Genomic DNA, 19,000 nt, shown 5'->3' with positions numbered 1-19,000 from the left:
AGTGGACATAAAATGACCGGTCAACCCCCTATTATTGTAATTTAGTTGCTAAGTCCGCCGTTGTCAGTTTGTCCATCGCCCCCATTTCCCGTGGCCAGCCGGGCGGGCTTTGGTTGGCGAACCACGTATATTGGCGCTTGGCATATTGGCGGGTGGCAAGGCTGCCTTTCGCGATGCAGGTGTCCATGTCGCTGTCTCCTTTAAGGAGCGCGGCGATTTCCGGCACGCCGATGGCGCGCATCACCGGAAGAGCGGGATCGAGGTCGCGCGCCAGCAGCGCCTCTACCTCCGCCACCGCGCCCTGTTCCAGCATCGCGGCGAAGCGCGCGTCGCAGCGCGCCGCCAGCCAGTCGCGCGGCGGGAGAAGGATCAGCGGCGACAGGGCGATCCGGTCACCGATTCCGCCTTCCTTGCGCCGCTGCCACTGCTTCAGCGGCACGCCGGTCGAGCGCACCACTTCCAGCGCGCGGGCGACGCGCGTCGTGTCGGCGGGGGCGAGGCGGGCGGCGGCTTCCGGATCTTCATGCGCCAGCGCCGCGTGCGCCTCCGCCACCGGCAGCGCGCGGACGGCGGCGCGGATGTCGGGGTCGATGTCCGGCACCGGCGCGATGCCGTCCAGCAGGGTGCGGATATAAAGGCCGGTGCCGCCGACCAGCACCGGCAGCCGTCCCGCCGTATGGGCCGCAGCAATCTCCGCCTTCGCCTCCGCCGCCCAGCGCGCGGCGGTGCATGCCTCCGCCCCGTCGATATGGCCGAAGAGGCGGTGGGGCACGCCGCCCATTTCCTCTTCGGACGGGCGGGCGGACAGCAGGCGCAGGTCGGCATAGACCTGACTGGCGTCGGCGTTGATGACGACCCCCCCGGCGGCCCTCGCCACCTCTACGGCAAGCGCGCTCTTGCCGCTGGCGGTCGGCCCGGCAATAAGCGCCACGCGCGGGCGGGATTCGCCTGTCTGGGATTTGGAGTAAGGCATGTTCGTCGCGACCTTAGTGGCAAGTGGCTCCATGGGGCAGGGGGATATTGCCGAGGCCGCCGACCGGCTGAACGAAGCGGGGTGCCAGAGCGAAGGCAGCGAGTGGCTGGACGCGGGCAAGGCGGCGGACCTGTTCTTCGCGGCAGAGCCGGTCGCCGCCCGCTCCGCTCTGACGGGGCTGGGGCAGGGGATCGACGTGATCGTCCAGCCCGTCGCGATCCGGGAGAAAGAACTGCTGATCGCGGACATGGATTCGACCATGATTACGGTCGAGTGCATCGACGAGCTGGCCGACTATGCCGGGATCAAACCGCAGATAGCCGAGATCACCGAGCGGGCGATGCGCGGCGAACTGGGGTTCGAGGGCGCGCTGCGGGAACGGGTGGCGCTTCTGAAAGGGCTGGACGCCGACGCCATCGACCGCTGCCGGATCGAGCGGGTGAGGATCATGCCGGGCGCGAAGGCGCTCGTCCGCACGATGAAGGCGCGGGGCGCGCGGACGCTGCTGGTGTCGGGCGGCTTTACCCGTTTCACCGGGCCGGTGGCGGGAGAGATCGGCTTCGACGCGCATGTCGCCAATGTGCTGGACATCGCCGACGGTGCGCTCGCGGGGACGGTCGCGACGCCCATCGTCGATGCGGCGCGCAAGCGGACGGAGCTGGAAGCCGCGATCGCGTCGGGCATCGACCGCGCTCGCACGCTGGCGGTGGGCGACGGCGCGAACGACATTCCGATGATCGAGGGCGCGGGCCTCGGCGTTGCCTACCACGCCAAGCCAAAGACGCGCGCGGCGGCGGCGGCGGAGATCGTGCATGGCGATCTGTCCGCGCTGCTCTATGCGCAGGGCATCGGTTCGGCGCAGTGGGTGACGGAATAGGCCGTCAGCGCTTCTTCCTTGCGGCGAGCTTCTTCTTCGCGGGCGCGGCCTTGCACGGCCAGGCTTTGCGGATGGCGGCGAAGACCTGCGACGAGGCGGAGTTGGCGGCGCGGTCCCTGGGGTTCTTGCCCAGATAATCCACCGTCGTGCGGCGCAGGTCGTTGAGCGTCACGTCGCCGGGGATGCAGCTTTTGAGGCCGTTCGCCTCGCGCGTGGTGTTGAACGCATCGACCGCCCCGGCGATATAGCCGACGCATTCGTAGGACCGCTCGAAGTAATCCTTCGCGTCCCTGTCCGCCGTGCAGCTTTCGTAGAGCGCGTCGCCGCCGTAGAAACCGGCATAAGCGGTTGCGGGCAGCATCGTGCAGAGCGCCGCCATGGCTGTCACCCAGATTTTTCTCATCGTCACTCCAGTCCCGCGACCAGCCCGTCGATCGCGCCCTGCAGGATGTAGCTCGCCGCGAGCTTGTCCACCAGTTCGTCGCGTCGGGCCCGGCTGGCGTCCGCCTCCAGCAAGGTTCGCGTCACCGCCTGCGTCGACCAGCGCTCGTCCCACAGGAGGATGGGATGACCAAGGTCTGCGATATTGTGGGCGAAGGCCCGGCTCGCCTGCGCGCGCGGCGAACTCGATCCGTCGAGGTTGAGCGGCAGGCCGATGACGACGCCCTTCACCTGCTGCTGCTCGATGAAGGCGGCAAGGCCGATCTTGTCTTTGCCGAATTTGGTGCGGGCGACGGTGTAGGCGGGGCTGGCGATGGTCCATTCGGCGTCACACAGGGCAAGGCCGATGGTCTTGGTGCCCACATCCATCCCGATCAGCCGCCCGCCCTGCGGCAGCGCGGCGCGGAAGGCGGCGCGGTCGGTCGTCACGAGCGTCATGCGCGCCCTCTGTCACTTATGCGTGAAGGCCGCCAGCCTCTTTCGCACGTCATCGCGCACATTGGCCCAGAAGAGGCTGTAGTCGTAGACATGGTAATTGTTGCCGGGCAGCGTGAACGGCCCCATGTCCACCGGCTCTCCGATGTTGAGCACGCCGCTGGTGTCGCAGCGCGCGGGGACGATGCCGGCGATCAATCGGGGCGGCTTGCCTTCCTCGCGTGCGTCGAGCGTGCCCTTGTTGGCTTTGGCGGGGGCCGCGCCGTTGAACGCGCCGGTGATGGGATTGGTGCAGAGCATGTGCGTGCCCTTGCGCGGCCTGCCTGCATAGCCCGTGCCCCGCTCGAACGTCTCGATCAGGGCGGAGGGATCGGCGGGGTCGGCATAGCTCTGCCAGCTTACGATGCAGTGCGCCTGATCCTGCCGCGCGCAGGCGGGCAGGCCGAGGGCAGGGAGATCGGCCTCCACCGATACCGGCCAGCCGACCGCATAGACCGCCGCCAGCCGATCCTCCACCGGCCTCCCCGCAACCTCCTCGCGCAGCAGCCGCAGCAGATGGCGCGACCCCTGACTGTGTCCCGCAAGGATCAGCGGGCCGGCGGGATTGGCTTTCAGGAAAGCGGCAAACGCCTGGCGAACGTCGCGATAGGCACCCGCCAGAGCCTGATCGCCTGCGGGCTGATCGGTCAGGAAGGCGCCATAATTGGCCTGACGGTATCGGGGCGCCCAGATCGCGCCCGCGCCGTTGAAGGCGCTGGCCTGATTCATCACGAAGCGGCGCGCGGTCGCATCGACCTCCCTGTCCTCCAGCCGCGCGTTCCAGTGCGCGTCGCCGAAGGTGGTGATGTAGCTTGTGGGGTGAATGAAGAAGATCGCGGCTTTCTGCCCCGATGCGCCCGGCCCGACGCCCGCCGGAGTCCAGAGCGCGGGATTGTTCGGGATGTCGGGACGCGCGATCCACATCTTAGCGTCGTCGTAAGCGTTGGCGGGCAGGGGCTGGATCGGCGTGAAATTCTCCCGCGGGACCATGGCGATGCGGATCAGTTCCGTGCCCCAGATCCGGTAGATCAGCAGCGCGCCGATCACCAGTACCACCAGCGTCGCGATCAGATACAGGAATTTGCGCGCCACCTTCAGTTTCACTCCCCACGGCGGCGGCCCGTGCCGTCGCTGTCCAGCCTTTCCTGTCTGACGCAGGAACGGGGTGGGCGCAAGGGGCGCGAAAGCGGCTTGAAGCGCGCCGGAACGGGTGGTAGCGGCGGCCCATGTCGATAGACCTTCAGACCGTGAAAAAGATCGCCAGCCTCTCGCGCATTTCGGTGAGCGAGGCGGAAGCGCAGGCGATGGTGCCCGAACTCAACAACATCCTTGGCTGGGTGGAGCAACTGGGCGAGGTGGACGTGACCGGCGTGGAGCCGATGACCGCCGTCATCCCCAATCACCAGCGGCTGCGTGACGATGTCGTCACCGATGGCGATGTGCGCGACAAGGTGCTGGCGAACGCCCCGCAGGCCGAACATGGCTTTTTCGCTGTGCCCAAGGTGATCGAATAATGACCGAGCTTACCGATCTGACGGTCGCCGAGATCCGCGACGGCTTCCGCGCGGGCGACTTTTCCGCGCGCGAAGTGGCGAGCGCGTTCAACGCCAATGTCGCGGCGGCCAAGGCGCTGAACGCCTTCATCGTCGAGACGCCGGAAAAGGCGCTGGAAGCGGCCGACGCCGCCGACAAGGCGAAGGCGGCGGGCGAGGCGCCGGGCGCTCTGGCCGGCGTGCCCATCGGCATGAAGGATCTGTTCTGTACGCAGGGCGTCCAGACCACCGCCGCCAGCCACATGCTCGAAGGCTTCATGCCGACCTATGAATCGACCGTTTCGGGCAAGCTGTGGGCGGCGGGCGCGGGGATGCTGGGCAAGCTCAACCTCGACCAGTTCGCCATGGGATCGTCCAACGAGACGAGCTATTTCGGCAATGTCATCTCGCCCTGGCGGCGGGGCGGCGGCGACAATGCGGCGCTGGCGCCCGGCGGGTCGTCGGGCGGCTCTTCCTCCGCGATTTCCGCGCGGCTCTGCCCGGCGGCGACCGGGACCGACACGGGCGGCTCGATCCGTCAGCCCGCGGCCTTCACGGGCATCAGCGGCATCAAGCCGACCTATGGCCGCTGCTCGCGCTGGGGCATCGTGGCGTTCGCCTCCTCGCTCGATCAGGCGGGACCGATGGCGCGCACGGTGCGCGACAATGCCATCCTGCTGGAGGTGATGTCCGGTTTCGATCCCAAGGATTCGACGTCGCTCGACCTGCCGGTGCCGCAGTGGGAGGCGAACCTTTCCAGCGACCTTCGCGGCAAAACGGTCGGCATCCCGAAGGAATATCGCCCCGATGGCCTCAACGCTGAAATCTCGGCGCTGTGGGATCGCGGGATCGAGTGGCTGAAGGACGCGGGCGCCAATGTGATCGAAGTGTCGCTGCCGCACACGAAATATGCGCTGCCGACCTACTATATCATCGCCCCTGCGGAAGCCTCGTCCAACCTCGCGCGCTATGACGGCGTGCGCTACGGCCAGCGCGACCTGCCCGATGGCGCGGGCCTGCAGGACATGTATGCCGCGACCCGCGCCGCCGGTTTCGGGCCGGAGGTCAAGCGCCGCATCATGATCGGCACCTATGTGCTGTCGGCGGGCTTCTACGACGCCTATTATACGCAGGCGCAGAAGGTGCGTGCATTGATCGCCCGCGACTTCGAGCAGGCTTTCGAACAGTGCGACCTGCTGCTGACGCCGACCGCGCCGAGCGCATCCTTCGCGCTGGGCGAGAAGCAGGCCGATCCGCTGGCCATGTATCTCAATGATGTGTTCACAGTGCCCGCTTCGCTGGCGGGGCTGCCCGCGATGGCGGTGCCGGGCGGGCTGGACGCGGCGGGCCTTCCCATCGGATTACAGATCATCGGCAAGGCGCTTGACGAACAGACGGTGCTGAACGCCAGCCTCGCCATCGAAGAACGCGCGGGCTTCGCGGCGCGGCCGGACAAGTGGTGGTAAGCATGACTGAAGAGATGAATAACCCCGCTGAAAGTGACGCGGACGCAAACGAACTCCGTTTGTTTGTTTCGGAAACTTTAAACGCCGTCATGGCAGGTGTCGGTGATGTAAGAACATCGGCCGCCATCGTTTCGCCTAAAGGCAATGGGCGTTACATGTTTAAAGCACCGACGGAGATTGAGTTCGATATTGCGGTTACGGCGAGGCGATCAGCGCAAGCTGGAGGGAAGCTAAAGCTGCAGGTCTTTTCTGTCGGCGTTAGCGGAGGTGGCGAGGGCCACTCCGAAACATCGACAGTCAGCCGCATTAGGTTTTCTGTACCCCGAGCCTACGTAGAAAACGGGCGTGACGAATAATGAGCACATACAAAATCCAGGGCGCAACCGGCGAGTGGGAGGTCGTGATCGGCCTGGAAGTCCATGCGCAGGTCACGTCCAACGCCAAGCTCTTCTCCGGCGCGGCGACCGCTTTCGGAGCGGAGCCGAATACGCAGGTGTCCCTTGTCGATGCGGCGATGCCCGGCATGCTGCCCGTGCCCAACCGCGAGTGCATCCGGCAGGCGGTGCGCACCGGCATGGCGATCGACGCGCAGATCAACAAATGGTCGCGCTTCGACCGCAAGAACTACTTCTACGCCGATCTTCCGCAGGGATACCAGATCAGCCAGCTCTATCACCCGCTGGTGGGCGAGGGGCAGATCGACATCGTGCTCGACGAGAAGAACCCCGACAGCAGCACCAAGACCATCGGCATCGAGCGTATCCATGTGGAGCAGGACGCGGGCAAGCTGATGCACGACCAGCATCCCACGCGCTCCTATGTCGATCTCAACCGGTCGGGCGTGGCGCTGATGGAGATCGTGTCGAAGCCTGACATGCGTTCTCCAGCCGAAGCAGGCGCTTATCTCGCCAAGCTGCGGACGATCCTCCGCTATGTCGGCTCGTGCGACGGCAATATGGATCAGGGTTCGATGCGCGCGGACGTCAATGTCTCGGTGCGCAAGCCGGGCGAGGCGTTCGGCACGCGCACGGAAACGAAGAACGTCAATTCCGTCCGCTTCGTCATGGCCGTGGTCGAACATGAGGCGAACCGGCAGGTGGATGTGCTGGAGGCGGGCGGCACGGTGGTGCAGGAAACGCGCCTCTACGATCCGGACCGGAACGAGACGCGCTCGATGCGGTCGAAGGAAGATGCGCACGACTATCGCTACTTCCCCGATCCCGACCTTCTGCCGCTGGAACTGGACGACGCGTTTCTGGCGGAATGCCGGGCTTCGCTGCCCGAACTGCCCGACGCCAAGCGCCGCCGTTACGAGCAGGATCTGGGCCTGTCGGCCTACAACGCCGCGACGCTGACCGCCGACGCCGATACCGCGCGCTGGTTCGAGGCGCTGCTGGCGGAAGGCGCGCGTATTCAGGGCAAGAGCGAAAGCGATGTCGCCAAGGCTTCAGCCAACTGGCTGCTGTCGGAACTTTATGGCGCGCTCAATCGCCTCGGCAGGAGCCTGGAGGACAGCCCGGTCAGCGCGGCGGAGGGCGCGGAATTGCTGGCCCTCGTCGCCGACGGCACGATCAGCGGCACCATCGCCAAGCAGGTGTTCGAGATCATGCTCGAAACCGGCGAGAAGCCGGGCAGGATCGTCGAGGAGAAGGGGCTGAAGCAGACCTCAGATACCGGCGCGATCGAAGCGGCGGTGGCGAAGGTGCTGGCCGACAATGCGGACAAGGTCGCGCAATATAAGGGCGGCAAGGAAGCGCTGTTCGGCTTCTTCGTCGGCCAGACGATGAAGGCCATGCAGGGCAAGGCCAATCCGCAGGTCGTCAACGAACTGGTGAAGAAGGCGCTTTCCGCCTGACGGCCTGACCGCCGTTCCCGGACAGAAAGAAGGGGCGCCGCCGGGGGTACCGGCGACGCCCCTCTTTTTATGGCCGCGGCGCCTTTGGGGAAGGCATAAGTGCCGCGGCGGAACAGGCGGACCGGGAGGGTCCATGGGGTGTGGCCCGCCTGCTCATCTGTCAGACGTCACAGCACGAAATTAACCGTCGCACGAAGTGAAAGGGCGACGTGATTTTGTTGCTCCTCCGCGCCAAACTCCCCGCCGACGCGGAAGGTATCGGTGCCGCCATAGAGGCGCGCGCGGCCGGTCCAGCCGTTGGTGCGGTCTTCCGGCGTCAGGGTGAAGCGGTCGCCGCCCTTGAAATAGGCGGTGGTGGCCCCGAGCGATCCGCCGACAATCTGCCGCCGACCGCCTTCCAGTTCGATGCGGAACCATCCGTCATCGCGGTTGAGGCTGCCGAAATCGTAACCGGCGGTCAGCGTGCCGTTGACGGTCGTTTCGTCGCTGGTGCGGCCGAGCACGGTCAGATCGAACGCGTCGCCCCCGCCGCTTTCGGCATAGCCGTCTTCCTTCACGCGGTAATAGTCGACGCCCGCCGCCGGACGCAGGCTGAACCGGCCCATCTGAAGCTGGTAGGAGAGGCCCGCCGTCGCCGAATAGAGCTTGCCGTCCCAGCTTCCCTCGGCGGTGCGGGTCACATCGCCATTGTTGAAGTGCCGCGTGCCGTCGAAGGCGATGGTCGCGGCGGAGAGGCGCGCGAAGGCCTGCAACGGACCCCATTGCCCGCGCCAGTGCGCCGCCAGCTCATATTGATCGGAATCGACCGCATTCTGCGACGCGCCGGCGGAATCGCTGGCGTGGATATAGGCGATGGAGCCGCCGAACGCGCCCCAGTCGGTCAGATATTCAACGCCGCCGCCCGCGCCCCAGCCGCTGATGTCGTAGGATGCGGTATCGCCGATGCTCTTCGCGCCGCCGAAGCCCACCTGCTGCAACCAGAAGCCGAGGCGGCCGTCCGCTGTGCGGTAGATGCCGTTGGGGTCGGACAGGATGCGTGCCGTTGCGCGCGAGCCGGATGTGACTGCCTCGAACGTGCCGCCCGCATGATCGGGCAGCATCTGGCGCAGATTGGCGGTCAGCGTGATGCCGTCCGCGATGCCGAGATAGGCGTTGGCGACGGCGGCGTCATTGTCCAGCGCGTTGAAGATCGCCGAATAGGCGCTGGCCGTCGATCCTTTCAGCCCCAGTTCCGCCACGGTCTTTGCCGCGATGGACAGGGTGACGGTGCCCGCCACCGAGTCGCTGCTGGTGCTGCCCTTGAAGATATAGGGCAGGGTGGTGGTGGCCGAAACGGTCGGGCTGCCGGTCAGCGATCCGGCGCGGACGATTACATAGTCGCCCGCCGATCCCTTGACCTGCGTCAGATTGACCTTGACCTGCGATCCGCTGGCGAAGGTCGCCGCGCCCGCCACGGTGTAGACGGTGCTGGCGCTCTTCGACGGATCGACAGTGACGCCGATGCTGGACGTCGATCCGGCGGTGAGCGAGGCCAGCGCCACGGTGCCGGTGTTGGTCGCCATCAGCGATCCGCCGTTCAGCGTCACCGCGACATTGCCCGCATTGCCGATCGCGCCCTTAAGCGCCGATGTGCCGCCCAGCGTCAGCGTGCCCGCGCCGCCGCCGAAATCGACGTCGCCGGTCAGCTTTGCCGTGTCGGCGAGGCTGAGGGTGGACGTGCCTGCCCCGAAGGCGACGCCCCCGGTCATCGCCGACGAGCCGGACAGGGCCAGCGCGTCGTTGCCTGCGCCAAAGTCGATCTTGCCGGTGACACCGCCCGCCGCGATGCTGACGCTGTCGCTGCCCGACCCCAGATAGATGTCGCCGGTGATCGACGGCGCGGTGGCGGTGGAGGAGGCCAGCGCCTGCGTCAGCGTGACGCCCGTGCCGTTGGCGCGCAGGTCTATGGCGGTGTTGGTCAGGCCGCCCGCAGCGCTGATCTTGCCGCTGTTGGAGAGGGACGAGACGGTGCCCGCATTGTCGACGATGGCGATCGCCGTGCCCTTGGTCGTGTCGAGCGCCGTCGCGCCGACCGTGCCGCTGACGCTGATGCTGTTGACGGTCGCGCCGCTGTCGATGACGATGGCGCGGGCCGATGTGCCGGTGGTCGCCGATCCGGTCGCGCCGACCGTGCCGCTGACGTCGATGGCGCCGACATTCGCGCCCGATCCGACGCGAAGGCCAATGGCGTTGCTGTCGTAGGAAACGGCGCCTACCGCGCCCTTGATCTGCACGCCCTTGGCGACCGTCACCGCGCCGCCGAGGCCGCCGATGGCGAGGCCGTTGGCGTCGACGCCGTCGTAGATCCCGTATCCCGCGACGCTGCCGTTCACGATCATGCCATAGCCGGTGCCGCCCGCCGCGACCGCGCCGATGCTGGTCGCCTGCGTCGCCGAACCGACCTGCACCGCCGCCGCCTTGCCATAGGTGATGACGGAGGCCGAGCCTTCGGTCGCGTCGGTCAGGCCGTCATTGTCGACGTCCGGCTTGGTGGAATCCAGTGTCGGGGGAATGTCGAAGATCACGCCGCCGCTGACATTGCCCGCGATGACGACCGCCGACCCGCCCTGCAGCAGATCGTCGGCGTCGAGCTTCGTCACGTCGGTCGGGCGTGTCGTGCTGCGATAGCCGGTGCTGACGATCGCGCCCTGAATCTTGAGCGCGCCGTCGATATTGCCCAGCAGCGCCGCGCCGACGCTGTTCGCGCCCGCGACGCTGGTCGTGCCGCGCAGGGTGACATTGCCGGTCACGTCATGGGCCAGGACGCCATAGCTGTTGTCGCCCACCACATTGGTCGTGCCGCTGGTGGACAGGTTGCCGATGAGCGCGCTGTCGATGCGGATGCCCGCCGACTGGTTGCCCTCGATGGAGATGGTGCCGCTATGGTCGATGGCGCCGGTATGCGCCGCGCCGGATTGCACCCAGATGGCGTTGCGGCCGGTGCCCTTGGCGAAGGGACCGTCGACATCGCCGTCATTGTCTGTATCGGTCGCGGTGTAGTTTTCCGTCAGCGTGATCGTGCCGCTGTTGGTGATCGCGCCGTTCGTGCCCGGCGCTGCGAGGATACCGGTCGCATTGTCGGCATCGTTGATGGTGATCGTGCCCGCATTCGTCACGGCGTGGTTGCTGTCCATCGTGACGGCGGTGCCGCTCGTCAGGGTCACGGAGCCGGCGGAGCTGATGGTGATGCTGTCGGGGCTGCCGCTGGCGGCGGTCGATGTCTTGACGGGCGTGCTTGTCGATGAACCGATGGTGGTGACCGCCTGGGCTTGGCCAAGGCTGATCGCCGCCAGCGCCGGGGCGATGGCCGTGGTGGCCAGAAAATGTCGCATGATGTCTCCTCTGCGTTCCGCGCTGGATTGGGATGGCGCGCGTTACGGGAGGGACGGAGCCGAATGCGGCATCCCGTCATCATTTGTCGGAGGAAATCGCTCTCTAAAAGGCGAAATCGACCCCGGCTCGCAGCGTCCGGGGGCGGAGCGGCGTCACATAATCGGTGCGCAGGTCGAACGGCGTGCCGAGCGAAAAGCGGTTGCCGTCGCTGTCGAGCAGGTTGGTCACGGACAGGGAATAGCGGATAGGCCCGCGGACCAGCCCGGCCGAAAGGCTGGTGTCGACATAATCGCCCTGCTCACGGCCCAATATGGGTCCGACACCGAGCCGCGACTTGCCGACATAGCGGGCCGAGGCGGACAGGCTGAACTGGCCCATCTGCCCCAGCGGCGCGCGATAGTCCGCCGCCAGCCGCCCGCCAAGCCCCGCGACATTGGGCAGGCTGAGCGATCCGCCAGCGTAGGACAGCGCGCGCACGAATTCATTGGGCCGGGTCAGGCGGCTGTCATTATAGATGACGCTGGCGTCCAGCGTCACTTCGGGCACGGGCCGCACGGCGACGCGGCCTTCCACGGTGTAGATCCGCCCGTCGCCGATATTGGCGGTGGCGGGCAGGCCGATCCGGTCAGTCACGTCCGCCTGAATGTCACGCCAGTCGGTATAGGCGATGTTCGCCGACGCTGCGAAAATGTCGCGTCCCGGCACGCCCTTGCGCACGCCCGCCTCGATTGTGGACACGCGATCGTTGCGGTATCGCCGGACGCGCTGGTCGTCGACCGCAAGGCCGCCGGGCCTGAACCCCTGCTGGTAGCGGGCATAGAGGGTGACGCCGGGAATGGCGTCGGTCAGCAGCGATGCGGACGGCAGGAGGGTCGTTTCGGTCCGGTCCGCCTGCGCTTCGGCGCGCGCGATGTCCACGGTCGAAAGCAGCGAGACCGGGCTGATCGCGCGGCCCGACAGGTTGCTGTTGGTCAGCCGCCCGCCGACCGTGGCGATGAGGCCGCGCACAGGCTCGAAGGAGGCTTCGCCGAACAGCGTCGCTTCCCTGATCCGGTTGCGCACGCCGGTCGCCGTCGCAGGCAGTCCGCGCCCGTAGATCGGCACGCCGGGAATGATCGCGAACTGCTCCATCGGCGCGGGGCGTTCGGCGGGCGGCGGGCCGTAATCCGTCAGCGTGCGGCTCAGCGTCGACCGGCTTTCGAGATAGGAGGCGCCCAATATCCAGCCGAGGCCATTGTCGAGATCGCGGATCAGGCGGTTCTCGGTCGAGAAGATGGTGACGCGGTTGTCCTGCCGGAACAGCGCGGGCGATCCGCCCTGCTGGGTGGCGTCGTAGCTTTCGTCGAGATCGTGGCGCACATAGCCGGTCGAGGACACGAAGCGCAGCCCGTCCCAATCCCGCTCGATACGGACATTGCCGAGGATATAGTCGGACGCATAGGGCTGCGCCACCGAGGAAGCGCGCTCCAGCCGCCCGACCGACTTGCTCGCATATTGCGCGTCGTCGCCGTCGATATGCTGGTAGACGGCGTTGAGATCGACGGTCCAGTCCGCGTCCGGCGCGAAGCGCAGCGCGGCCCGCCCGCCATAGGTGCGAACCCGGTTCACGTCCTTTTTGCCGCGCAGCACATCGTCGATATAGCCGCCGTCCTGCACGCCATAGCCGACGACCCGCAGCGCCAGCTTTTCCGGCACGATGGGCATGTTGAGCACGGCGGAAAGGTCGCCGCCCGGATCGCCATGATGAGTGATGCTGCCCCCCGCCGACACCTGTCCGCCGAAACGGCCCAGATTGGGCGCGGCGGGCATGATGCGGATGATGCCGCCCAGCGATCCCGCGCCGTAGAGCGTGCCCTGCGGCCCTTCGAGCACCTCGACCCGGCTGACATCGTAGAGTTTGAGGTCGGGATCGGGCGCGGCATAGTTGAGGCGCATGTCGCCCAGATATTGCCCCGTCGTCGCCTGTGTCGGTCCGGCGACGCCTGAATCGGCGATGGCGCGGATGAAGAGCTTGTTGCGGCCCGCGCCTGCATGGGTGGAACTGAGGCTGGCGACGCGGGAAAGCAGGGTTGCGGTGCCCGCCGCGCTCTCCGCCGTGCTGAACAGGCTGCTGTCGAGCGCCTCGACCATACCGGCGTAGCGGGGGAGGGGAATGTCGCGCTTGGACGCGGTGACGACGATCTCGGCAGGCGGAAGGTCGGGCGGGGGCGCCGCCGCTGCCTGCGCGGGCGGCGGTGATGCGGCAGGCCTACGCCGTGCGCGGACGATGCGCCAGCCGTCCTTTCCCGCACGCTGGATCGTTGCGCCGCTGCCTTTGGTCAGCGCCCGGAGCGCAGCTTCCACCGACAGACGGCCCGACACGGCGGGCGTCGGGATCGAGGCGAGCGACTGATCGGACAGGCCGATATTCGCGCCGGTCTGGCGGCCGAGCGCGATCGCCGCCTCGCCCAGCCTGCCGGGAGGAAGCGTGATCGACTGTCTTTCCGCCCCTGACGCGGGCGATGCAACCGCAAGCGCGGCCGCGAGAAGGGGGGCGGTGACGGAAAGGCGGTCAGCTCTGCGGCCCATTCCCCTCTTTCATATCCTTCAGCAGCCATACCCCGCCCTGCTGCACGGCGGAAAGGCCCATCAGCGGCGCGGCTTGCCCGAAGAAGCGCTGCGGATCGCGGTCGAGCCGGATCGTGCCGGTGAAGCGCGCGGCGCTGGCCGCTGGCGCGACATGGACCGCGATGCCCAGCGAGCGGGCCGCATCCTCCGCCACCTGCGTCACCGGCGCGTTGGCGTAGATCAACTGCCCGCGTCGCCAGCTCGCGACTGAGGCGGGGGCGACATCCATCACATGCAGACCCTGCGCGTCGTCGGTCAGCCCGCGCCCGGCGGGCAGCGCGATGGCCTCCGCCTTGGGATTATAGATGACCTTGCCTTCGGACACGCCGATCCGGGTGATCTGCGCTGAATGCACGATGTTGAAGACGGTGCCGGCATCCTCGAACACGTCGTCGCCCACGGTGACGCGGAACGGGTTGGCCGCGTCGTGCCGCACGGTGAAGGCCGCCTCGCCCGCGTCGAGCGCCGCGAAACGGGTGTCCTTCCGGTCGAAACGCATGGTCGTGCCGCCGTTCATTTCGACGCGCGTGCCATCATCGAGCGCGATGGTGCGGGTTTCGCCGGGACGGGTGGTGACGCTGTAGATGTCGCTGCGGTTCGAGACAGCGAAGGAGACAGCCGCGACGAGCACCGCCGCGACCGCTCCGCCCGCGAACCAGCGCATCGGGCGGCGGTCGGACGGTGATCCGGCATCGTTGGCAGCGGCGGGCATCGCCACGGGCGCAGCGGGAATGAAGCTGTCCATCTCGCTGTCCGCAGCCATCAGCGCGTCATAGGCCGCCCCATGCGCAGGGTCGGCCTCCAGCCACAGCGTGAAGCCCTCCCAGTCCGTAAAATCGGGATCGCGGGTGCGGATCACCCAACCCAGCGCATCCTCGTTCATCATGGCTCCAGCCCTGTTTCCACTTTGCCCCTACCGGCATCAGACGCCGCCGCCCGCATCATTCCGTATCCCATGTCTGACGCAGCGCGATCATCGCCCGATACGCCTTTTGCAGATCCTTCTCGACGGTGGTGAGGCTGACGCCCAGTTCCTCGGCGATGGCCTTCTGCCCCACGCCCTCGATGCGGAAGCGGCGGAACACCATTTCGACGCGGGGACCAAGGCCGCGCAGGACGCCGCGCGCCTGATCGAGCCTTTCGTTGAGGATGAGGCGTTCGTCGATGCCAATGTCTTCGGACGGATCGGCCATCACGCCGCCCGCGCCCTCCGCCCAGTCCTGCTCGCGCCGCTCGCGCCGGGTCGAGGAACGGTAGCGGTCCAGCATCAGGTTGTTGGCCATGCGATAGAGATAGGGCAGAGGGTCGGCGACCGGCCCCAGATCCTTCGCCTCCAGCTTCATCCACATGTCCTGGAGCAGATCCTCCGCATCCTCCCCCGCGCCGCGCGCCCGCAGGAAGCGGAGCAGGGCCGGGCGGTTGCCCATGAAGATCGCGGAGAGGCCGGTGGCCATGCCTGTCATATGGTCCAGTTGGAAAGATTGGCGGCCCTGCCATAGAACCGCGCGGACGGTCTTGGCAATCGGCAAGCGGTTGCCGTGGCCGCGCCGCTGCTCTAGCCCGTCCGGCATGACCGCCGCATCGAGCATCCCCGCATGATCCCCGTCACCGACCGCGACGCTGCCCGCGCGACCGGCATGAACGCCGACCGGCTCGACGCGCTGGTGGACGATCTCGACCGGCGCTACATCGCGAGGGGCAGGTTGCCGCACATGCAGTTGCTGCTGTCGCGCGACGAGCAGCCCTTGCTGTCGGTGGTGCGCGGGCACGCGCGGGAGGGCGGAGAGCCGCTGCACGAGGATGCGCTTTACCGCATCGCGTCGATGACCAAGCCCGTCACTTCGGTCGCGTTCATGATGCTGGTGGAGGAGGGGCTGGTCGCGCTCGACACGCCGGTGACGGCGGTGATCCCGGAATTCTCCGACCTGCGCGTGGGGAGCGCTGACGGTCCCCGCCCCGAACGGCCGATGCGCATGATCGACCTGCTGCGGCATACATCCGGCCTGACCTACGGATTGCAGCGACAGACGCCGATTGATGCGCGCTACCGGGCGCTGGGCCTCGACGAATTCCAGCAGAAGCGCACCTCTGACGAGTTTGTCGCGGCGCTCGCCGGACTGCCGCTCGAGTTTTCACCGGGCGCGCGCTGGAATTATTCGGTGTCGACCGATGTGCTGGGCGTCGTGGTCGAGCGGCTGGAGGGCGCGAACCTTGAGAGCGTGTTCCAGCGGCGGATTTTCAAGCCGCTGGGTATGGCGGACACGACCTTCATGCTGCCCGACGCCAGGGCCGACCGCATGACCGACGCGTGGCGGCTGGACGAGGGCGGCGGCATCAGCGTCGCAGACCATGGCGCGCGCAGCGGCTGGCGGCGGACGGGGTGCTTCCATTCGGGCGGCGGCGGCCTTGTGTCGAGCGTGGCGGACTATCATCGCTTTGCGCGCATGCTGCTGCGCGGCGGGGAACTGGACGGAGTGCGCCTGCTGCGCCCCGACACGGTGGCGGCGATGCGCAGCAACCAGCTTCCGGGCGGAGGCGACCTCGCCAGCCTGTCGAGCGCCATGTTCAGCGAAGCGGACTATCAGGGCGTAGGCTTCGGCCTCGGCTTCGCCATGGGGCTGGCGGGCGGCGAATATTATTGGGGCGGGGTATTTTCGACCTATTTCTGGATCGACCCGGTTCACCGCACTATCGGCATCTTCATGACGCAGCATCTCCCCTCCAGCACCTATCCCATCCGCGCGCAGTTGCGGCAGGGGGTGGCGCAGGCGATCCTTAAACCTTCCCGCAACTGATCGGGGTTAGGTGATGGCGGCGGATCGCAAGTCCCGCCCGCACGTTGTCCTTGCTGCACTGCAAAAATGGCGATGGCGTGGGGAAGGAGGCTATGCCATCATCGCAGCGTTCACACAGGGGGATATTGTCAGCCATGGACCTTCAGGGGCAAACCGTGCTTCCCACGCCTACGCCGCGCCCGCTCGATCCCGACCTGCTCGCGCAGCAGATCGTCGAGCGCCTCACCTACCGCATGGGCAAGAATGCCGCCGCCGCCAAGCCGCACGACTGGCTGCACGCGGTCATCATGGAAATCCGCAACCGCGTCATCGACGCGTGGATCGCATCGACGAAGAAAACGCATGAGGAGAAGGGGCGGCGGGTCTATTATCTGAGCCTCGAATTTCTCATCGGTCGCCTGATGCGCGATGCGGCGTCGAACATGGAGATGCTGGACGCGGTTCAGGTGGCGCTGCGCAAGCTGGGCGTCGACCTCGACATCATCGCCGCACTGGAACCCGATGCGGCGCTGGGCAACGGTGGCCTCGGGCGGCTGGCGGCCTGCTTCATGGAAAGCATGGCTACCGTGGACGTGCCCGCCTATGGCTATGGCATACGTTATGTGAACGGCATGTTCCGGCAGGAGATCAGCGACGGGTGGCAGGTGGAGCTGCCCGAAACATGGCTGACGCACGGCAATCCGTGGGAGTTCGAACGGCGCGAGGCGAGCTACGAAGTCGGCTTCGGCGGCATGGTCGATCCGGCGGAAGGGCCGGATTGCGGCCCGCACCAGATGCGCTGGCGGCCGGGCGAGCGGGTGATCGCGACCGCCTATGACACGCCGATTGCGGGCTGGCGCGGCGAGCGGGTCAATACGCTGCGCCTCTGGGAAGCGCAGCCCATCGACCCGATCCTGCTCGACAAGTTCAATGCGGGCGACCATCTCGGCGCGCTCGCCGAAAGCAACCGGGCCGAAGCGCTGACGCGCGTGCTCTATCCGGCGGACTCCTCGCCTGCGGGGCAGGAACTGCGGCTGCGGCAGGAATATTTCTTCTCCTCCGCCTCGCTTCAGGACATCGTGCGGCGGCACGTCCAATATCATGGCGACATCCGCACCCTGCCCGACAAGGCGGCGATCCAGCTCAACGACACGCATCCGGCGGTGTCGGTGGCGGAGCTGATGCGGTTGCTGGTGGACGATCACGGCATCGACTTCGACGAGGCGTGGGACATTACGCGCCGCACTTTCAGCTACACCAACCATACGCTGCTGCCCGAGGCGCTGGAAAGCTGGCCGGTGCCGCTGTTCGAGCGGCTGCTGCCGCGCCACATGCAGATCGTCTATGCGATCAACAGCCGTCTGCTGGGCGAGGCGCGCCGGTCGGGGCAGTTCGCCGATTCCTCCATCGGCGCCATTTCGCTGATCGACGAGGGCGGCGACCGGCGGGTGCGGATGGGCAATCTGGCCTTCGCCGGGTCGCACAGCGTCAACGGCGTGTCGGCGCTGCACACCGACCTCATGAAGCAGACGGTGTTCGCCGATCTTCACCGCCTCTACCCGGCGCGGATCAACAACAAGACCAACGGCGTCACCTTCCGCCGCTGGCTGATGCAGTGCAATCCGGGGCTGACGGGATTGATCCGCGAAGCGATCGGCGACGGCTTCCTCGACGATGCCGAAAAGCTGCGCGACCTCGACCGCTTCGCCGACGACAGCGCGTTCCGGGAGAAGTTCCTCGCGGTCAAGCGCGCCAACAAGGCGGCGCTCTCCGCGCTGCTGCGCGACCGGCTCAATGCCCGGCTCGATCCTGCCGCGCTGTTCGACATCCAGATCAAGCGCATCCACGAATATAAGCGGCAGTTGCTCAACATCGTGGAGGCGGTGTCGCTCTACGACCAGATCCGCTCGCACCCGGAAAAGGAGTGGGTGCCGCGGGTCAAGCTGTTCGGCGGGAAAGCCGCGCCCAGCTATCACAACGCCAAGCTCATCATCAAACTGGCGAACGACGTGGCGCGCACGGTCAATCACGATCCGTCGGTGCAGGGGATGCTGAAGGTCCAGTTCGTGCCCAACTATAATGTGTCGATGGCCGAAGTGATGATCCCCGCCGCCGACCTTTCCGAACAGATTTCGACCGCGGGCATGGAAGCGTCCGGCACCGGCAACATGAAGTTCGCGGTCAACGGCGCGCTCACTATCGGCACGCTCGACGGCGCGAATGTCGAGATGCGCGATCATGTGGGCGAGGAGAATATCGTGATCTTCGGCCTCACCGCGCAGGAGGTCGCCGACCGCCGCGCGCAGGGTTACAGCCCGCGCGACGTGATCGGCGAGAGCCGGGAACTGGCGCAGGCGCTGGAAGCCATTGCGGGCGGCGTCTTCTCGCCTGACGATCCGGATCGCTACAAGGGGCTGGTGCAGGGGCTTTACGACCATGACTGGTTCATGGTCGCCGCCGACTTCGACAGCTATTCCGCGGCGCAGAGACAGGTCGATGCGCTCTGGCTCGACCAGCAGCTCTGGGCGAAGAAGGCGATCCACAATGTCGCGCGGATGGGCTGGTTCTCGTCCGACCGCACGATCCGCGAATATGCGACCGACATCTGGAAGATCCTGTGATGACGAAA

15 protein-coding genes are annotated in these 19,000 nt (G+C 66.9%); 7 read left to right on the top strand and 8 right to left on the bottom strand.

Features of this window, described 5'->3' with window-relative positions; all coding sequences use genetic code 11:
* Positions 1 to 31 precede the first annotated feature (31 nt).
* Positions 32 to 973, bottom strand: coding sequence for a tRNA (adenosine(37)-N6)-dimethylallyltransferase MiaA (miaA, locus tag SAMIE_RS08230; protein ID WP_066697364.1), 942 nt, complete (start codon positions 971 to 973; stop codon positions 32 to 34).
* Between miaA and serB the strand changes: the two genes are divergently transcribed.
* A complete protein-coding gene (gene serB, locus SAMIE_RS08225; RefSeq protein WP_066697361.1) occupies positions 972 to 1,850 on the top strand; it encodes a phosphoserine phosphatase SerB in 879 nt (292 codons plus the stop codon). The genes miaA and serB overlap by 2 nt on opposite strands.
* Before the next feature lie 4 nt (positions 1,851 to 1,854).
* Here the strand turns inward: serB and SAMIE_RS08220 are convergent, their stop codons facing one another.
* The 3 genes from SAMIE_RS08220 to SAMIE_RS08210 are packed head-to-tail and all read right to left on the bottom strand — an operon-like array spanning position 1,855 to position 3,857.
* Entirely contained in the window at positions 1,855 to 2,253 is a 399-nt protein-coding gene (locus tag SAMIE_RS08220; protein ID WP_066697357.1) for a Rap1a/Tai family immunity protein, read from the bottom strand.
* A gap of 2 nt (positions 2,254 to 2,255) precedes the next feature.
* The gene (gene ruvX, locus SAMIE_RS08215; RefSeq protein WP_066697354.1) at positions 2,256 to 2,729 is read right to left on the bottom strand and encodes a Holliday junction resolvase RuvX; all 474 of its coding nucleotides are present in this window, start codon (positions 2,727 to 2,729) and stop codon (positions 2,256 to 2,258) included.
* A gap of 12 nt (positions 2,730 to 2,741) precedes the next feature.
* Positions 2,742 to 3,857, bottom strand: a complete 1,116-nt coding sequence (locus SAMIE_RS08210; RefSeq protein ID WP_066697690.1) for a DUF3089 domain-containing protein — start codon at positions 3,855 to 3,857, stop codon at positions 2,742 to 2,744.
* Positions 3,858 to 3,991: 134 nt separating this feature from the next.
* Here SAMIE_RS08210 and gatC point away from each other — a divergent pair, with 134 nt between their 5' ends.
* The 4 genes from gatC to gatB are packed head-to-tail and all read left to right on the top strand — an operon-like array spanning position 3,992 to position 7,618.
* Positions 3,992 to 4,279: an Asp-tRNA(Asn)/Glu-tRNA(Gln) amidotransferase subunit GatC gene (gene gatC, locus SAMIE_RS08205; protein WP_066697351.1), complete on the top strand. Its 288-nt coding sequence runs from the start codon at positions 3,992 to 3,994 to the stop codon at positions 4,277 to 4,279.
* Positions 4,279 to 5,763 (top strand): Asp-tRNA(Asn)/Glu-tRNA(Gln) amidotransferase subunit GatA, encoded by a 1,485-nt coding sequence (gatA, locus tag SAMIE_RS08200; RefSeq protein WP_066697348.1) that lies wholly within the window; start codon positions 4,279 to 4,281, stop codon positions 5,761 to 5,763. Before gatC ends, gatA begins: the two co-directional genes overlap by 1 nt.
* 2 nt (positions 5,764 to 5,765) lie before the next feature.
* A complete protein-coding gene (locus tag SAMIE_RS08195; RefSeq protein ID WP_126516774.1) occupies positions 5,766 to 6,119 on the top strand; it encodes a trypco2 family protein in 354 nt (117 codons plus the stop codon).
* Positions 6,119 to 7,618, top strand: a complete 1,500-nt coding sequence (gene gatB, locus SAMIE_RS08190; RefSeq protein WP_066697345.1) for an Asp-tRNA(Asn)/Glu-tRNA(Gln) amidotransferase subunit GatB — start codon at positions 6,119 to 6,121, stop codon at positions 7,616 to 7,618. The genes SAMIE_RS08195 and gatB overlap by 1 nt, the downstream gene beginning before the upstream one ends.
* 167 nt (positions 7,619 to 7,785) lie before the next feature.
* Here gatB and SAMIE_RS08185 read toward each other — a convergent pair whose 3' ends face one another.
* The 4 genes from SAMIE_RS08185 to SAMIE_RS08170 form a co-directional block, all read right to left on the bottom strand.
* Positions 7,786 to 10,989 carry an autotransporter outer membrane beta-barrel domain-containing protein gene (locus SAMIE_RS08185; RefSeq protein ID WP_066697342.1) on the bottom strand — a complete coding sequence of 1,068 codons (3,204 nt, stop codon included), beginning with the start codon at positions 10,987 to 10,989 and terminating at the stop codon, positions 7,786 to 7,788.
* Positions 10,990 to 11,092: 103 nt separating this feature from the next.
* A complete protein-coding gene (locus tag SAMIE_RS08180) occupies positions 11,093 to 13,558 on the bottom strand; it encodes a TonB-dependent receptor (RefSeq protein ID WP_066697333.1) in 2,466 nt (821 codons plus the stop codon).
* Positions 13,542 to 14,483, bottom strand: a complete 942-nt coding sequence (locus tag SAMIE_RS08175) for a FecR family protein (RefSeq protein ID WP_066697330.1) — start codon at positions 14,481 to 14,483, stop codon at positions 13,542 to 13,544. Before SAMIE_RS08175 ends, SAMIE_RS08180 begins: the two co-directional genes overlap by 17 nt.
* Before the next feature lie 55 nt (positions 14,484 to 14,538).
* Positions 14,539 to 15,051, bottom strand: coding sequence for a sigma-70 family RNA polymerase sigma factor (locus SAMIE_RS08170; RefSeq protein WP_066697688.1), 513 nt, complete (start codon positions 15,049 to 15,051; stop codon positions 14,539 to 14,541).
* Between the two features lie 141 nt (positions 15,052 to 15,192).
* Here SAMIE_RS08170 and SAMIE_RS08165 point away from each other — a divergent pair, with 141 nt between their 5' ends.
* Positions 15,193 to 16,392: a serine hydrolase domain-containing protein gene (locus SAMIE_RS08165; RefSeq protein ID WP_066697323.1), complete on the top strand. Its 1,200-nt coding sequence runs from the start codon at positions 15,193 to 15,195 to the stop codon at positions 16,390 to 16,392.
* A gap of 134 nt (positions 16,393 to 16,526) precedes the next feature.
* Positions 16,527 to 18,992: a glycogen/starch/alpha-glucan phosphorylase gene (locus SAMIE_RS08160; protein WP_066697321.1), complete on the top strand. Its 2,466-nt coding sequence runs from the start codon at positions 16,527 to 16,529 to the stop codon at positions 18,990 to 18,992.
* Positions 18,993 to 19,000: the final 8 nt, after the last annotated feature.

The organism is Sphingobium amiense (assembly GCF_003967075.1).
In the GTDB taxonomy this organism is placed as follows: domain Bacteria; phylum Pseudomonadota; class Alphaproteobacteria; order Sphingomonadales; family Sphingomonadaceae; genus Sphingobium; species Sphingobium amiense.
This window is presented reverse-complemented; position numbering and strand designations above follow the sequence as displayed.

Bases quoted from the DNA above. Each gene is read 5' to 3' on its own strand.
- serB (WP_066697361.1), top strand. From the start codon at position 972: ATGTTCGTCGCGACCTTAGTGGCAAGTGGCTCCATGGGGCAGGGGGAT.
- miaA (WP_066697364.1), bottom strand. From the start codon at position 973: ATGCCTTACTCCAAATCCCAGACAGGCGAATCCCGCCCGCGCGTGGCG.
- SAMIE_RS08220 (WP_066697357.1), bottom strand. From the start codon at position 2,253: ATGAGAAAAATCTGGGTGACAGCCATGGCGGCGCTCTGCACGATGCTG.
- ruvX (WP_066697354.1), bottom strand. From the start codon at position 2,729: ATGACGCTCGTGACGACCGACCGCGCCGCCTTCCGCGCCGCGCTGCCG.
- gatC (WP_066697351.1), top strand. From the start codon at position 3,992: ATGTCGATAGACCTTCAGACCGTGAAAAAGATCGCCAGCCTCTCGCGC.
- gatA (WP_066697348.1), top strand. From the start codon at position 4,279: ATGACCGAGCTTACCGATCTGACGGTCGCCGAGATCCGCGACGGCTTC.
- SAMIE_RS08195 (WP_126516774.1), top strand. From the start codon at position 5,766: ATGACTGAAGAGATGAATAACCCCGCTGAAAGTGACGCGGACGCAAAC.
- gatB (WP_066697345.1), top strand. From the start codon at position 6,119: ATGAGCACATACAAAATCCAGGGCGCAACCGGCGAGTGGGAGGTCGTG.
- SAMIE_RS08185 (WP_066697342.1), bottom strand. From the start codon at position 10,989: ATGCGACATTTTCTGGCCACCACGGCCATCGCCCCGGCGCTGGCGGCG.
- SAMIE_RS08180 (WP_066697333.1), bottom strand. From the start codon at position 13,558: ATGGGCCGCAGAGCTGACCGCCTTTCCGTCACCGCCCCCCTTCTCGCG.
- SAMIE_RS08175 (WP_066697330.1), bottom strand. From the start codon at position 14,483: ATGATGAACGAGGATGCGCTGGGTTGGGTGATCCGCACCCGCGATCCC.
- SAMIE_RS08170 (WP_066697688.1), bottom strand. From the start codon at position 15,051: ATGGCCACCGGCCTCTCCGCGATCTTCATGGGCAACCGCCCGGCCCTG.
- SAMIE_RS08165 (WP_066697323.1), top strand. From the start codon at position 15,193: ATGATCCCCGTCACCGACCGCGACGCTGCCCGCGCGACCGGCATGAAC.
- SAMIE_RS08160 (WP_066697321.1), top strand. From the start codon at position 16,527: ATGGACCTTCAGGGGCAAACCGTGCTTCCCACGCCTACGCCGCGCCCG.